The organism is Bradyrhizobium sp. WBOS08 (assembly GCF_024585125.1).
Taxonomy (GTDB): Bacteria; Pseudomonadota; Alphaproteobacteria; order Rhizobiales; family Xanthobacteraceae; genus Bradyrhizobium; species Bradyrhizobium japonicum_B.
Window position 1 is genome coordinate 3,658,325 of record NZ_CP028988.1, and the last position, 15,275, is coordinate 3,673,599.

At 64.4% G+C, this 15,275-nt stretch carries 10 protein-coding genes; 6 read left to right on the plus strand and 4 right to left on the minus strand.

Features of this window, described 5'->3' with window-relative positions; translation table 11 throughout:
- Positions 1–218: 218 nt before the first annotated feature.
- Together metH and metF are read right to left on the minus strand one after the other, a co-directional pair.
- Positions 219–4,064, minus strand: coding sequence for a methionine synthase (metH, locus tag DCM80_RS17430; protein ID WP_257192833.1), 3,846 nt, complete (start codon positions 4,062–4,064; stop codon positions 219–221).
- Between the two features lie 6 nt (positions 4,065–4,070).
- Positions 4,071–4,991, minus strand: coding sequence for a methylenetetrahydrofolate reductase [NAD(P)H] (gene metF, locus DCM80_RS17435; protein WP_257176609.1), 921 nt, complete (start codon positions 4,989–4,991; stop codon positions 4,071–4,073).
- Positions 4,992–5,401: 410 nt separating this feature from the next.
- On the opposite strand from metF, the gene DCM80_RS17440 reads away from it, so the two are divergent.
- Positions 5,402–6,418 carry an LLM class flavin-dependent oxidoreductase gene (locus DCM80_RS17440; RefSeq protein ID WP_257192834.1) on the plus strand — a complete coding sequence of 339 codons (1,017 nt, stop codon included), beginning with the start codon at positions 5,402–5,404 and terminating at the stop codon, positions 6,416–6,418.
- A 128-nt stretch (positions 6,419–6,546) separates the two neighbouring features.
- Here DCM80_RS17440 and DCM80_RS17445 read toward each other — a convergent pair whose 3' ends face one another.
- Complete coding sequence (locus DCM80_RS17445) at positions 6,547–7,407, minus strand: prephenate dehydratase (RefSeq protein ID WP_257192835.1); 861 nt, start codon at positions 7,405–7,407, stop codon at positions 6,547–6,549.
- Between the two features lie 21 nt (positions 7,408–7,428).
- Positions 7,429–8,169: a 3-deoxy-manno-octulosonate cytidylyltransferase gene (locus DCM80_RS17450; protein ID WP_257176613.1), complete on the minus strand. Its 741-nt coding sequence runs from the start codon at positions 8,167–8,169 to the stop codon at positions 7,429–7,431.
- A 246-nt stretch (positions 8,170–8,415) separates the two neighbouring features.
- On the opposite strand from DCM80_RS17450, the gene DCM80_RS17455 reads away from it, so the two are divergent.
- The 5 genes from DCM80_RS17455 (at position 8,416) to DCM80_RS17475 (ending at position 15,272) form a co-directional block, all read left to right on the plus strand.
- The gene (locus DCM80_RS17455; RefSeq protein WP_257192836.1) at positions 8,416–8,970 is read left to right on the plus strand and encodes a cytochrome c family protein; all 555 of its coding nucleotides are present in this window, start codon (positions 8,416–8,418) and stop codon (positions 8,968–8,970) included.
- A 212-nt stretch (positions 8,971–9,182) separates the two neighbouring features.
- Positions 9,183–11,084: an extracellular solute-binding protein gene (locus tag DCM80_RS17460; RefSeq protein ID WP_257192837.1), complete on the plus strand. Its 1,902-nt coding sequence runs from the start codon at positions 9,183–9,185 to the stop codon at positions 11,082–11,084.
- A 14-nt stretch (positions 11,085–11,098) separates the two neighbouring features.
- Entirely contained in the window at positions 11,099–12,982 is a 1,884-nt protein-coding gene (locus tag DCM80_RS17465; protein ID WP_257192838.1) for an extracellular solute-binding protein, read from the plus strand.
- 2 nt (positions 12,983–12,984) lie between these two features.
- On the plus strand, positions 12,985–14,094 hold the full coding sequence (locus tag DCM80_RS17470) for a microcin C ABC transporter permease YejB (protein WP_028138547.1): 1,110 nt from the start codon (positions 12,985–12,987) through the stop codon (positions 14,092–14,094).
- Complete coding sequence (locus DCM80_RS17475; protein ID WP_257192839.1) at positions 14,094–15,272, plus strand: ABC transporter permease; 1,179 nt, start codon at positions 14,094–14,096, stop codon at positions 15,270–15,272. Before DCM80_RS17470 ends, DCM80_RS17475 begins: the two co-directional genes overlap by 1 nt.
- Positions 15,273–15,275 lie beyond the last annotated feature (3 nt).

A 15,275-nucleotide genomic window follows, 5' to 3' on the forward strand; every position in this document is an offset into this window, starting at 1 on the left:
GTGCTGCGCAGCGACCGGGGCACGAGATCGAGAAGAGGCGAAAGGCACCTGCATCCGTGGGAGTCGCCAGGGCCCCACAGCAGCCGATGATGCCATCCTGCCCCTGTTTTGCCCGACGCCGCAAACGCGGCTTCGGCACGGCCGAAATTCGTCAATCTTTTCAACCCCATTCTACTGTGCATGGGGTTGTTTTCGCACTTTTTGTTTGGCGGGCAGGCCTACCCCGCCCCGGCGCGCTTCTTCTGCCAGACGAGGTGCACCGCGCAGGTGCAGCCCGGAGGATGCGAGGCGAGGTCGTTCGACGGTTCGTCGTTCGCCGGCTTTGCCGCGAAGGCCTTGTCCTCTCGTGACGGAATGTAGTTCAGCACCGGCGCCAGCCAGCGCTCGGCTTCCGCGACGCTAATGCCCTTGCGCGCGGCATAGTCCTCGACCTGGTCGCGCTCGATCTTGCCGACGCCGAAATAATAGCTCTCGGGGCTGGCAAAATAGAGCCCGGAGACAGACGAGCCCGGCCACATCGCAAAGCTCTCGGTCAGCTTCACGCCGGCCGTCGCCTCCGCATCGAGCAGCTCGAACAGCGTCGCCTTCTCGGTGTGGTCGGGCTGGGCAGGATAGCCCGGCGCCGGGCGGATGCCCTGGTACTTCTCCAGGATCAGCTCCTCGCTGGAGAGCGCCTCATCCGGGGCATAGGCCCAGAACTCGCGGCGCACGCGGGCATGCATGCGCTCGGCGAAGGCTTCAGCGAGGCGGTCGGCCAGCGCCTTGCACAGGATCGAGGAGTAATCGTCGTTGGCCATCTTGAAGCGGTCGGCGACCGCGTCCTCGCCGATCCCGGCGGTGACCACGAAGCCGCCGATATAGTCGGGCACGCCCGCGGGGGCAACGAAGTCGGCGAGCGCCGCGTTGAAGCGGCCTTCGCGCTTCTCCAGCTGCTGGCGCAGCGTGTGCAGCGTCGCGATGCTTTTGGTCCTGTTCTCGTCGGCATAGAGCACGATGTCGTCGCCATCTGCATTGGCCGGCCAGAAGCCGATCGTCGCGCGGGCCCGGAACCATTTCTGCTTGACGATGGTGTCGAGCATCTTGCGTGCGTCGTCATAGAGCGAGCGCGCGACCTCGCCGACCTTGGCATCGTCGAGGATGGCGGGGAAGCGTCCCGCGAGCTCCCAGGTCTGGAAGAACGGCGTCCAGTCGATGTAGTCGATCAGCTCGGCGAGATCGTAGTCGTCGAAGCTGCGGATGCCGAGGAAGGTCGGCTTCACCGGCTTGTTGGCGGTGAAATCGACCGGCACGCGGTTGGCGCGGGCGTCAGCCAGCTTCAGCCGCTTCTTGTCGGCCTGCGCGCGCAGATGCGCCTCCGAGATCTTGGCGTATTCGGCGCGCACCTCGGCGGCATAGGCCTCGCGCTTCTCGGGCGAGAGCAGCGAGGAGGCGACGCCGACGGCGCGGCTGGCGTCGTTGACGTGGACGACGGGGCCGGCGCGGTAGCTCGGGTCGATCTTGACCGCGGTATGCACGCGGCTGGTGGTGGCGCCGCCGATCAGGAGCGGCAGCTTCAGGCCTTCGCGCTGCAATTCGCCGGCGAAGAACGCCATTTCGTCGAGCGAGGGCGTGATCAGGCCCGAGAGGCCGACGATGTCGGCCTTCTCCGCCTTCACGGTCTCGACGATCTTGGCCGCGGGCACCATCACGCCGAGATCGATGACCTCGAAATTGTTGCACTGGAGCACGATGCCGACGATGTTCTTGCCGATGTCGTGGACGTCGCCCTTCACCGTCGCAAGCACGATCTTGCCGGCGGATGAGGAACCCTCGGTGCCGATGCCATTGGCGAGGTTGCGCGCCTTCTCCTCCTCCATGAACGGCATCAGCCAGGCCACCGCCTGCTTCATCACGCGCGCGGACTTGACGACTTGCGGCAGGAACATCTTGCCGTCGCCGAAGAGGTCGCCGACCACGTTCATGCCGGCCATCAGCGGCCCCTCGATCACGTCGAGCGGACGCGAGGACGTCTTGCGGGCTTCCTCGGTGTCCTGCTCGATGAATTCGGTGATGCCGTGCACCAGCGAATGCGACAGTCGCTTCTCCACCGGCCACTCGCGCCAGGCGAGATCGGCTTCCCTGCTTTCCGTCTTCTTGCCGCGGAATTTTTCGGCGAGTGCCAGCAGCCGCTCGGACGCGCCCGCGTCGCGGTTGAGGACGACGTCCTCGCAGGTCTGGCGCAGCTCCGGATCGATGTCGTCATAGACGATCATCTGCCCGGCATTGACGATGCCCATGTCCATGCCGGCCTTGATGGCGTGATACAGGAACACCGAGTGCATGGCCTCGCGCACCGGCTCGTTGCCACGGAACGAGAAGGAGAGATTGGAGACGCCGCCCGAGACATGCGCGCCCGGCAGGTTCTGCCGGATCCAGCGCGTCGCCTCGATGAAGTCGACGCCGTAATTGTTGTGCTCCTCGATGCCGGTCGCGATCGCGAACACGTTCGGATCGAAGATGATGTCCTCAGGCGGGAAGCCGACCTTGTTCACCAGGATGTCGTAGGCGCGCTTGCAGATCTCGGTCTTGCGCGCGAACGTGTCGGCCTGCCCGACCTCGTCGAACGCCATCACCACGACGGCCGCGCCATGACGCCGCGCGATCTTGGCCTCGTGAATGAACTTCTCCACGCCCTCCTTCATCGAGATCGAGTTGACCACCGGCTTGCCCTGCACGCATTTCAGGCCGGCCTCGATCACCGAGAATTTCGAGGAATCGACCATCACTGGGACCCGGGCGATGTCGGGCTCGGCGGCGACGAGGTTGAGGAAGGTCACCATCGCCGCTTCGGAATCGAGCAGGCCCTCGTCCATGTTGACGTCGATGATCTGCGCGCCGTTCTCGACCTGGTCGCGCGCGACCTGGAGCGCGGCGGTGTAGTCGCCGGCGGTGATCAGCTTGCGGAAGCGGGCGGAGCCCGTGACGTTGGTGCGCTCGCCGACGTTGACGAACGGAATCGCGTCCGTCAGCACGAACGGCTCGAGGCCGGACAGCCGCAAGCGCGGTTCGATCTCGGGAACGATGCGCGGCTTGTGCGGGGCGACGGCCGCTGCAATCGCCGCGATATGGTCCGGCGTGGTGCCGCAGCAGCCGCCGACGATGTTGACGAGGCCGTCGCGCGCGAACTCGCCGATCAGCCGCGCCATGTATTCCGGGCTCTCGTCATACTGGCCGAACTCGTTGGGCAGGCCGGCGTTGGGATAGGCACAGACCAGCGTATCGGCGACGCGGCCGATGTCTGCGATATGCGCGCGCAGATCCTCGGCGCCGAGCGCGCAGTTGAAGCCGATGGTGACGGGCTTGGCGTGCCGCACCGAATTCCAGAACGCCTCCGGCATCTGGCCCGAGAGCAGGCGGCCGGACTTGTCGGTGATGGTGCCCGACACCATCACGGGCATATCGATGCCGCGCTCTTCCGTGATCTCGGCGATCGCATAGAGCGCCGCCTTGGCGTTCAGCGTGTCGAAGATTGTCTCGACCAGCAGGAGGTCGACGCCGCCGTCGAGCATGCCGCGGATCTGCTCGCCATAGGACTTGCGCAAATCGTCGAAGGTGACGGCGCGGTAGCCGGGATTGGAGACATCAGGCGAGATGGAGGCGGTGCGGTTGGTCGGGCCGATGGCGCCGGCGACGAAGCGCGGCTTGCCGTCCTCGGCCTCGACGCGCCGTGCGGCGTTGCCGGCGAGGCGGGCGCCTTCACGCGCCATCTCGTAGACGATGTCGGCGAGGTCGTAGTCGGCCTGCGCGATCGACGTGGTGGAGAACGTGTTGGTCGCGACGATGTCGGCGCCGGCGCGCAAATAGGCGGCGTGGATGTCCTCGATCGCCTGCGGCTGGGTCAGGATCAAGAGATCGTTGTTGCCGCGCAGGTCGCGATGGAAGTCCTTGAAGCGCTCGCCGCGGAAGGCTTGCTCGTCGAGCTGCAGATTCTGGATCATCGTGCCCATGGCGCCGTCGAGCACCAGGATGCGCTCGCGGGCGGCGTTGAGCAGGGCAGTTCGCTTGGCGGAAACGGGGACGGTCATTTTCTCTCACGCAGCCTTCTGGACGCTCTTGGCGCGGATGCCGAGCAAATGGCAGATCGCGAACACGAGATCGGCGCGGTTCATGGTGTAGAAATGGAAGGTGTCGACGCCGTGCTTGGCGAGCTTCTGCACCTGGCCGGCCGCAACGGTCGCGGCCACCAGCTTGCGGGTCTCGGCATCGTCGTCGAGGCCCTCGAATTTCGCGGCGAACCAGTCCGGCACCGTGGTGCCGGCGCGGGTGACGAAATTCCGGGCCTGCTTGAAATTGTGCATGGGCATGATGCCCGGCACGATCGGAATATCGATGCCGCGGGCGCGGACGCGGTCGAGATAGCGGAAGTAGAGATCGTTGTCGAAGAACACCTGGGTGATCGCGCGGGTCGCGCCGGCGTCCACCTTGGCCTTCAGCGTGTCGATGTCGGCGTCGAAGTCGCGCGCCTCGGGATGCTTCTCGGGATAGGCCGAGACGGACACTTCGATATCGGCGTGCCGCTTCTTGATCCCGGCGACGAGCTCGGCCGAGCTCTGGTAGCCGTCGGGATGGCTGGCATAGGGCGTGCCGATGCCGCCGGCGGGATCGCCGCGCAGGCCGACGATGTGGCGGACGCCGACCTCGTGATAGCGGTCGACGATCTCGTCGATCTCGCCGCGCGAGGCGCCGACGCAGGTCAGGTGCGCCGCCGGCAGCAGCGCGGTTTCCTTCAGGATCCGGGCGATGGTCGCATGGGTGCGCTCGCGGGTGGAGCCGCCGGCGCCGTAGGTCACCGAGACGAATTTCGGGTCGAGCAGGGCGAGCCGGTTGATGGTCTCCCAGAGATTGCGCTCCATCTCCTCGGTCTTGGGTGGAAAGAACTCGAAGGAGATCGCAGGCCGCTTCAGGTGCCCGTCTTGCCCGTCGGCCCGGGCAGGAATCGTCAGATCGGTCATGGCCCCACTCACTCCAGCTTTGCCGCCGCCAAAGTCTCGGCGCCGGATTCGGCGGCCGACGGTCAGCTCACATGGCGCCCAAGATAAGCCAAAGGCGACTTGATCGACAGCCCATCGGGAATGGGAAATGGCCCACTTCTGTCAGATTTTTTGGAATTATCGGTCGCGAATGGATTCTAGTGGGATGATCCGTCTTCCAGAAGATTTATTAAATATCAATTAGTTGTGTAAGTGAGGAGCCGAGATGTGGTTAGTTCTAGCCGGTGGGCAAATCCACACGATCGTTACCTAGATGTTAATTGGCCCATCGCTTCGCCCCCGGGCTGCCGCATCTGCTCGCGGCCGGCACACGCCAGACCTGCGCAGCCGCCCCATTGCCGCGGCGCGGCCGTCCACTACGTTAGGCCGCCATGATCCCGCTCTCCGTTCTCGACCTCTCCGTCGTCACCACCGGCACCAAGCCAGCCGCGGCGCTACGCAACAGCATCGATCTGGCGCGCCATGTCGACGGCCTCGGCTATGTCCGCTATTGGCTCGCCGAGCATCACAACCTCGCCTCCGTCGCGAGCCCTGCGCCCGACCTCATGATCGGCCAGATCGCGGCGGTGACGAAGCATATCCGCGTCGGCTCCGGCGGGGTGATGCTGCCCAACCACGCCCCGTTGGTGGTAGCCGAGCGCTTCAAGATGCTGGAGGCGCTGTTTCCCGGCCGCATCGACCTTGGCCTCGGCCGCGCGCCCGGCACCGACGGTGCGACGGCTTACGCGCTGCGCAGCCGGCTCGATCGCCGCGAGGGTGATGATTTTCTGGAGCGGCTGCACGAACTGATCCTGTGGCAGACGCGCGAATTCCCCGCCGGGCACCCCTACAACAACGTCGTCGCGATGCCCGACGATACGGCCCTGCCGCCGATCTGGCTGCTCGGCTCCAGCGACTATTCCTCGGAGCTATCAGCGCAGATCGGCATGGGCTTCGCCTTCGCCCATCACTTCGCCTCCCACGATGCTGTCGATGCGATGGTGCATTACCGCAATCGCTTCCAGCCCTCGGCCTGGCGCGCGAGCCCGCACGCGATCCTCGCGGTCGCCGCCATCGCAGCCGATACCGACGAGGAGGCTGAACGGCTCGCCAGCTCCTTCGACCTCAACAGGCTGCGCCGCGACCGCGGTCAGTATTTGCCGCTACCGAGCGTCGAGGAGGCGCAGGCCTATCCCTATTCCGACGCCGAGCGCACCTCTATCCTGCGCAACCGTTCCCGCCTGTTCGTCGGCAGCCCCGCGACCGTGCAGAAGAAGCTGCAGCCGCTGATCGAGGCGAGCAAGCCGGACGAATTGATGGTCATCACCGCCGTTTATGATCACGAGGCGCGGAAAAGGTCGTATTCGCTGCTGGCGGAGGCGTTCGGGCTGGCGAAGAGCGCGGCGTAAGCGGTCTCGTGCCCCGGACGCAGCGCAGCGCTTCTTCAGCGGTGCGCTGCAGAGCCGGGGCCCATCGCAACCCGGTGTCTCGCAGCCTCTGGGTCCCGGCTCGCGCTGCGCGCGTCCGGGACATGCGGCTAGTCCTGCCGCGATTCGCTGAAGGTCGCGCGGAACGGATGGCCGGGATAGACACCGACGATGCGGAATTCGCGCGAGAAGAATTTCAGCTCCTCGATGGCGAAGGCGAGCCCCTTGTCCTCGGGGTGGCCGTCGACGTCGGCGTAGAACTGCGTGGCGAAGAAATTGCCGTCGACCATGTAGCTTTCGAGCTTGGTCATGTTGACGCCGTTGGTGGCAAAGCCGCCGAGCGCCTTGTAGAGCGCGGCCGGCAAATTGCGCACCCGGAAAACGAACGTCGTGACCAGCGGGCCGGAGCCCTGCGCGGCCCATTTCGGCTCGCGCGCCAGCACCACGAAGCGCGTGGTGTTGTGGGCCTCGTCCTCGATGTCCTCGGCGAGGATGTCGAGGCCATAGATCTTTGCGGCGAGGCGCGAGGCGATCGCGGCCACCGTCTTGTCCTTGCGCTCGGAAATGTCGCGGGCGCTGCCGGCGGTATCGGCGTGAACGATCGGCTTGATGCCGAGCTTGCGGATGATGCGGCGGCACTGGCCGAGCGCATGCACATGGCTCTCGACGCTCTTGATGTCCTCGAGCCTGGTCCCCTTCACCGCCATCAGCTGATGCCGAACGGGGAGAAACCATTCGCCGATGATGAAGAGACCGGAGGCCGGCAGGAGATGATGGATGTCGGCGACGCGGCCCGCCACCGAATTCTCGATCGGGATCATGCCGAGATCGGCCTCGCCGGACGAGATCGCCGACAGCGCGTCCTCGAAGGTGGCGCAGGGCATCGGCTCGGCGTCCGGATAGGCCTCGACGATGGCGATGTGGGAATTGGCTCCGGGTTCGCCCTGGAATGCGATCTTCATCTTGCTCATGATCGGCCTTGTAACAGCGGCTCAGGATTTGGAAAGGATGCTGCGGGCGGTTTCCAGGTCCGCCGGCGTATCAACTCCGCGGGGCACTGTATCCACGATGGTGAAGTCGATGCGCATTCCGGCCTCCAGCGCGCGGAGCTGCTCGAGCTTCTCCTGCAATTCCAGCGGAGACGGCGGAAGCGAGACGTAGCGCTCCAGCGCGGCGCGGCGGTAGGCATAGAGCCCGATATGGTGGTACCGCGGTCCGTCGCCGTAGGGGGCCGTCGCGCGGGTAAAGTAAAGTGCGCGCATCCGCCTGCCGCCAAGCGAGGTTCCGATCGCCTTCACCACGCTCGGCGCGAGGTCCTCTTCCTCGGTGTGGATCTGCGAGGCCAGGGTCGCGATGTCCACGGCCGGGTCTTGCAGGGGAGGCAGCACCTCACGGATGTTGTCGATCGTGATGGTTGGGAAATCCCCTTGCAGATTGACCACGATCTCGGCCCTTCCTTCCGGATCGAGCTTCTGCATGGCCTCATGGATGCGGTCGGAGCCGGAGGGGTGATCGGGGCGGGTCATCACCGCCTCGCCGCCATGGGCGGTGACGACCGAGGCGATCTCCGGCGTGTCGGTTGCGACCGCGACCCGGCCGATGGCAGCGGCCTCGGCCCGGCGCAGCACGTGCACGATCATCGGCAGGCCCGCGATATCGGCGAGCGGCTTGCCGGGCAGGCGGGTGGCGGCCATGCGGGCCGGGATCAGCACCAGGATGCGAGGGTCGATCATGGGGTCAAGTTCTTGGGGCAAGTTCTTGGAGGCAAGGGTCTGGAAATGGGGCGTTTTTCGCGCCGAGCACGGGGGTGGGGACGAGCCTGAAGCCGGCTCGCTTATACGGGTTGCCAGACCCCGGGCAAACCGATATCTCAATGGCAAAACTCGGGGAAACGATAGCGAAGTGTTGATTCTCCCGAGGCTCGTCCTGGCGGCCGCCCGGCCGCTCGATCCTTCTTGCGGTGTGGGGCCTGGCCGGAAATGGACTCTTTCGAACTAAATAAAATTCTCGGTGCCGTGCTCGGCACCTGTCTCTTCTTGCTGGTGACGAGCTTCACCGCGAATGCGCTGTTCTCGCCCAAAGTGCCGGAAAAGCCGGGCTTCGAGATTGCGGTGAAGGAAGATGCCGGCCACGGCAAGGAAGGCGCCGCCGCGGCCGCACCGTCCGAGCCGATCGAAAAGCTGCTCCAGACCGCCTCCATCGAGAAGGGCGCCGCCGCCGCCAAGAAGTGCGGCGCCTGCCACACCTTCGAGAAGGGCGGCCCGAATCGCGTCGGGCCGAACCTCTATGGCGTCGTCGGCGAGCCGAAGGGCCAGGGTCGTGGTGGCTTCAACTTCTCGGCCGCCATCAAGGCCAAGGGCGGCAACTGGACGTTCGACGATCTCAACAAGTTCATCGCCAATCCGAAGGGCTTTATCCCGGGCACCGCGATGGGCTTCGCCGGTATTGCCAAGGATACCGAGCGCGCCGACGTCATCGCCTATCTGAATTCGCTGTCGGAGCATCCGCAGCCGCTGCCGACGGCCTCGAAGTAAGGCCTCAACAATCTGTCTTGGAAGAGGCGGCCAGGCTTAAGAAGCCTGGCCGTTTTCGTACCCGGGCCTCCCGGTGAATTTATCGGGGCGTTTGGCCGCATCTGGCGGGCCATCCGGCCCTTCAAGATGAGGAAAAAGCAACATATTCGGTCGAAACCTCGCCTATATTGGGAACTTAAAGGAGTAGCCTCCTTCAAGACAGGGATGTTGATTTGGCCATTACCCGACGCGATCTCCTGCTCACAGGCACTGCGGCCGCAGCGCTTCCCGTCCTCGGTTCCGCGGCCGGCGTTCCCGCCATCGGCCCAGCGCAGGCGCAATCCGCAACTGAGCTGCCTTGGCGTCATGCCCTGTCGCTGTTCGGGAAGGTCAAGTACCCCGCTGACTTCAAGCGCTTCGACTACGTCAATCCGGAAGCGCCCAAGGGCGGCGTCGCCCGCCAGATCGCCGTCGGCACCTTCGACAATTTCAACATCGTCGTGTCGGGCGTGAAGGGGCAGGTCGCAGGTGCCGTCGCATTCATCTACGAATCCCTGATGACGGCCTCGCTCGACGAGGTCTCGACCGAGTACGGTGCGCTGGCCGAGGCCGTCAGCCATCCCGACGATTTCTCCTTCGTCACCTACCGCTTGCGGCCGCAGGCCAAATGGCACGACGGCAAGCCGGTGACGGCGGACGACGTGATCTTCTCGCTCGATTCCTTCAAGAAGCACCACCCGATGTACTCGGCCTATTACAGCCATGTGGTCCGGGCGGAGAAGGTGGGCGAGCGCGAGGTGAAATTCGTGTTCGACGCGCCGGGCAACCGCGAGCTGCCGCAGATCGTCGGCCAGCTCACGGTCCTGCCGAAGCATTGGTGGGAGGGGACCGACGCGCAGGGCCGCAAGCGGGACGTTTCGGCGACGACGCTCGAAGTGCCGCTCGGCTCCGGTCCCTACCGGGTCAAGGACTTCGTTGCAGGACGGTCGATCGCACTTGAACGGGTCAAGGATTATTGGGGCCGCGACTTGCCTGCCAATGTCGGCCGCAACAATTTCGACGAGCTGCGCTACGAATATTTCCGCGACGCCACCGTGGCGATCGAGGCCTTCAAGGCCGACCAGGTCGACTGGCGCACCGAGAACAGCGCGAAGAATTGGGCGACCGCCTACGACTTCCCGGCCGTGACCGACAAGCGTGTGATCCTCGAGGAGTTCGTCAATCGCAGCTCAGGCGTGATGCAGGCCTTCGTGCCGAACCTGCGCCGCGGCAAGTTCAGCGACCCGCGCGTGCGCCGTGCGCTCAACTTCGCGTTCGACTTCGAGGAGATGAACAAGCAGATCTTCTACGGCCAGTACAAGCGCGTCAGCAGCTATTTCGACGGTATCGAGGAGCTCATGGCGACCGGCTTGCCGCAGGGCAAGGAGCTCGAGATCCTCGAGACCGTGCGCGCCCAGGTCCCAGCCGAAGTCTTCACGACGGCCTACAGCAATCCAGTGGGGGGCAGTCCGGAGGCTGTGCGCGAGAATCTGCGCGAGGCGCTGCGCCTGTTCAAGGAAGCAGGCTACGAGGTGCGCGACCGCAAGCTGGTCGACGTCAAGACCGGCGCCCAGTTCACCCTGGAACTGCTGAACTCGGATCCGAGCTTCGAGCGGATCACCCTGTTCTACAAGCCGTCATTGGAGCGGCTCGGCATTGCCGTCAGCGTGCGGACAGTCGATCCGACCCAGTACGAGAACAGGACGCGCGAGTGGGATTTCGACATCGTCACCAACTCGTGGGGCGAGTCGCAGTCGCCGGGTAACGAGCAGCGCGAGTTCTGGTCGTCCAAGTCGGCCGATATCGCGGGGTCGCGCAATATCGCGGGCATCAAGAATCCGGCCATCGACAAGCTGATCGAGCGCTTGATCTACGCCACCGATCGCGATGATCTCGTCGCAGCCACCAAGGCTCTCGACCGCGTGCTGCTGTGGAATCACTACGTCGTGCCGCAGTGGACCTACAACAAGATCCGTACGGCGCGCTGGGACCGCTTCGGCCGGCCGGCGGAATTGCCGAGATACGGTCAGTCCGGCTTCCCGTTCATCTGGTGGTACGACGCAGACAAGGCGGCGCGGATCGCAAAGAAGTCGTGAAGGATATTCCCCGCATGACGCAGATGTCACGCCGCCACGTGCTGGCCTTGGGTGTTGGCGGCGCCCTCGGGGCGTCCATGGGGGCGCCGTTGCGCCGTGCGGGTGCAACGGAAGCCGGGACCGAGGCGCACGGCATCTCGGCGTTCGGCGATCTCAAATATCCCGCCGATTTCCACCATTTCGACTACGTCAACGTCGATGCGCCGAAGGGCGGCACGTTCTCGCTGATTCCGTCGGTGCGGGCCTATAACCAGTCCTACCAGACCTTCAACTCGCTCAACGCCTTCATCCTGAAGGGCGATGGCGCGCAAGGCATGGACATGACATTCGCGCCGCTGATGGTGCGCGCGAGCGACGAGCCCGATGCGATGTATGGGCTCGCCGCCAGATCCGTGCAGATCTCGCCGGACAGGTTGGTCTACCGCTTCACGATGCGGCCGGAGGCGAAATTCCACGACGGCACCAAGCTCACGGCGCACGATGCGGCGTTTTCGCTGATGGCGCTGAAGACCAAGGGGCATCCCCTGATCCTGGTGCAGCTCCGCGACATGGTCGGCGCGGAAGCGGTCGACGATGCAACGCTCGTCGTCACCTTTGCCAAGGGGCGGGCGCGCGACGTGCCGCTCTATGCCGCGAGCCTGCCGATCTTCTCGAAGGCCTATTACGCCTCTCGCCCGTTCGATGAATCGTCTCTGGAGATTCCACTGGGATCGGGTCCGTACAAGGTGAGCAAGTTCGAGGTCAATCGCTACATCGAGTACGAGCGGGTGAAGGACTGGTGGGCTGCTGATCTGCCGCCCTGCCGCGGCACCTATAATTTCGATGTCGTGCGCTATGAGTTCTATCGCGACCGCGACGTCGCCTTCGAGGGATTCACCGGCAAGAACTATCTCTACCGCGAGGAATTCACCTCGCGCATCTGGGCGACGCGCTACGATTTCGCCGCCGTCAAGGAGGGGCGCGTCAAGCTCGAGGTCGTGCCCGACGACACGCCGTCCGGCGCGCAGGGCTGGTTCATCAATACAAGGCGCGACAAGTTCAAGGACCCGCGCGTGCGCGAGGCCCTGATCGATGCTTTTGACTTCGAATGGACCAACAAGACCATCATGTACGGCGCCTATGCGCGTACGGTGTCACCGTTCCAGAACTCCGATCTCATGGCGAGCAACGGGCCGCCGTCGCCGGAAGAGCTGAAGCTGCTGGAGCCGTTCCGGGGCCAGGTTCCCGGCGAAGTGTTCGCTGCGCCCTTCGCGCCGCCGGTTTCCGACGGATCGGGGCAGGACCGCGCTCTCTTGCGCAAGTCGCAGCAGCTGCTCAACGAAGCCGGCTATCCGATCAAGGATGGCAAGCGAATGCTGCCGAGCGGAGAGGTATTCAAGATCGAATTCCTGGCGGAGGAGCCCTCGCTCCAGCCGCATCACGCGCCGTATATCAAGAATTTGGCAACGCTCGGCATCGAAGCAAGCCTCCGCCTCGTCGATGCCGTGCAATATCGCGCGCGCGTGGAGGATTTCGACTTCGACATGACGATCCAGCGCTTCAGCATGTCGGCGACGCCTGGCGATGCCATGCGCGCGTTCTTCTCCTCGCAGGTCGCGAATACCAAGGGCTCGTACAATCTTGCGGGCGTCGCCAGCCCGGCCATCGACGCCATGATCGAGAAGATCATGGCGGCCGACAGCCGCGAGGAGCTGACCGTCGCTTGCCGCGCGTTCGATCGTCTGTTCCGCGCCGGCCGCTATTGGGTGCCGCAATGGTACAACAAGACGCATCGGCTGGCTTACTGGGACCAGTTCGGTCATCCGCCGAAGCTGCCGCGTTACGCCAACGGCGTGGGCGCGCCCGATATCTGGTGGCATGAACCGGCCAAGGCCGCCAAGCTGGAGCAGGCGAAATAATCATGAGCGCCTATATCGCCCGCCGTCTCCTCCTGATGATTCCGACCCTGCTCGGCATCCTCTTCGTCTCCTTCGTCGTGGTACAGTTCGCGCCGGGCGGCCCGGTCGAGCGCGTGATCGCGCAACTTTCGGGGGCCGATACCGGCGGCACCTCGCGCATTTCGGGCGGCAGTGACTTTGCACAGCGCGCGCCGGGGCAAGTCGGTGCCGGCGGCGATGCCATCAACTCGAAATACCGCGGCGCGCAGGGCCTCGATCCCGATTTCATCAAGAAGCTCGAGGCACAGTTCGGCTTCGACAAGCCGGCCCCTGAACGCTTCGCGCTGATGGTGTGGAATTTCGCCCGCTTCGATTTCGGCAAGAGCTATTTCCGCGACGTCAGCGTGCTCCAGCTCATCAAGGAAAAGCTGCCGGTCTCGATCTCGCTCGGGATCTGGCTGACGTTGATCACCTACCTGATCTCGATCCCGCTCGGCATCCGCAAGGCGGTCAAGGACGGCACGCGCTTCGACACCTGGACGTCGACCATTCTCGTGCTGGGCTATGCGATTCCCGGCTTTCTGTTCGCGATCCTGCTCATCATCCTGTTTGCCGGCGGCTCCTTCTTCAATTGGTTCCCGCTGCGCGGACTGACCTCGGACGGCTGGTCGCAGTTTCCCTGGTACTGGAAGATCATCGATTATTTCTGGCATCTGACGCTGCCGCTGATCGCGATGGGATTGGGCGCGTTCACCACCATGACGTTCCTGACCAAGAACTCGTTCCTGGACGAGATCCGCAAGCAATACGTCATGACTGCGCGCGCCAAGGGTTGCAGCGAGGGCCGGGTGCTTTACGGCCATGTCTTCCGCAACGCGATGCTGATCGTGATCGCGGGCTTCCCCGGCACCTTCATCCACGCCTTCTTTTCGGGCTCGCTGCTGATCGAGACCATCTTCTCGCTGGACGGGCTCGGGCTGCTCAGCTTCGAGAGCGTGCTCAACCGCGACTATCCCGTGGTGTTCGGCACGCTCTACATCTTTTCGCTGGTCGGCCTCGTGATCAATTTGGTCTCCGACCTCACCTATATGTGGATCGACCCCCGGATCGACTTCGAGGCGCGGGAGGTCTGATGACGCTGACCGCGCCGACGCCGATCGAAACCACAGCGAAGTCGCCCCTCGGCGACGCCGTTCCGATCACGCGCAAGCCGTTTGCGCCTTCGCCGCTCAACCGGCGGCGCTGGCAGAACTTCAAGGCCAACCGGCGCGGCTACTGGTCGTTTGGGATCTTCATCGCCTTGTTCGTGGTCTCGCTGTTCGCCGAGCTGATCGCCAACGACCGCCCCTTCCTGATCAAGTTCGACGGCCGGCTCTATTGGCCCGCTTTCGTGACCTATTCGGAAACCACCTTCGGCGGTGACTTCGAGACGGCGGCCGACTATCGCGATCCGTACTTGCAGAAGCTGATCAAGGACAAGAACGGCAGCATCGTCTGGCCGCTGATCCGCTATTCCTACGACACGCACAATCTCGACCTGCCGACGCCGGCGCCGTCGCCGCCGACCTGGATGCTGACCGAGAAGCAGTGCCAGCCGGTGGTGGAGAAGAAGGGGCTGAAGAGCTGCCGCGACCTCGAATACAACTGGCTCGGCACGGACGATCAGGGCCGCGACGTCGTCGCGCGGCTGATCTATGGCTTCCGCATCTCGGTGCTGTTCGGCCTTTGCCTCACCATCGTCTCGTCCGTCATCGGCATCGCCGCGGGCGCGGTGCAGGGGTATTTCGGCGGTCGGGTCGATCTGATCTTCCAGCGCTTCATCGAGATCTGGACGGCGATTCCCTCGCTCTATCTTCTCCTGATCCTGTCCTCGGTGCTCGTGCCCGGCTTCTTCGTGCTGCTCGGCATCCTCCTGTTGTTCTCCTGGGTCTCGCTGGTCGGTCTCGTGCGGGCCGAGTTCCTGCGCGGGCGCAACTTCGAATACATCCAGGCGGCGCGGGCGCTCGGCGTGTCCAATCCGGTCATCATGTTCCGCCACCTGCTGCCGAATGCGATGGTTGCGACCATGACGTTCCTGCCCTTCATCGTGTCGAGCTCGGTGATGACGCTGACGGCGCTCGATTTCCTGGGCTTCGGCCTGCCGCCCGGATCGCCTTCGCTCGGCGAATTGCTGTCGCAGGCCAAGTCCAACGTGCAGGCGCCCTGGCTCGGCTTCTCCGGCTTCTTCTCGGTCGCGATCATGCTGTCGCTCCTGATCTTCATCGGCGAAGCGGTGCGCGACGCCTTCGATCCGCGCAAGACGTTCAGGTAAGGT

Bases quoted from the DNA above. Each gene is read 5' to 3' on its own strand.
- DCM80_RS17470 (WP_028138547.1), top strand. From the start codon at position 12,985: ATGAGCGCCTATATCGCCCGCCGTCTCCTCCTGATGATTCCGACCCTG.
- DCM80_RS17475 (WP_257192839.1), top strand. From the start codon at position 14,094: ATGACGCTGACCGCGCCGACGCCGATCGAAACCACAGCGAAGTCGCCC.
- metF (WP_257176609.1), bottom strand. From the start codon at position 4,991: ATGACCGATCTGACGATTCCTGCCCGGGCCGACGGGCAAGACGGGCAC.
- DCM80_RS17445 (WP_257192835.1), bottom strand. From the start codon at position 7,407: ATGAGCAAGATGAAGATCGCATTCCAGGGCGAACCCGGAGCCAATTCC.
- metH (WP_257192833.1), bottom strand. From the start codon at position 4,064: ATGACCGTCCCCGTTTCCGCCAAGCGAACTGCCCTGCTCAACGCCGCC.
- DCM80_RS17455 (WP_257192836.1), top strand. From the start codon at position 8,416: ATGGACTCTTTCGAACTAAATAAAATTCTCGGTGCCGTGCTCGGCACC.
- DCM80_RS17465 (WP_257192838.1), top strand. From the start codon at position 11,099: ATGACGCAGATGTCACGCCGCCACGTGCTGGCCTTGGGTGTTGGCGGC.
- DCM80_RS17450 (WP_257176613.1), bottom strand. From the start codon at position 8,169: ATGATCGACCCTCGCATCCTGGTGCTGATCCCGGCCCGCATGGCCGCC.
- DCM80_RS17440 (WP_257192834.1), top strand. From the start codon at position 5,402: ATGATCCCGCTCTCCGTTCTCGACCTCTCCGTCGTCACCACCGGCACC.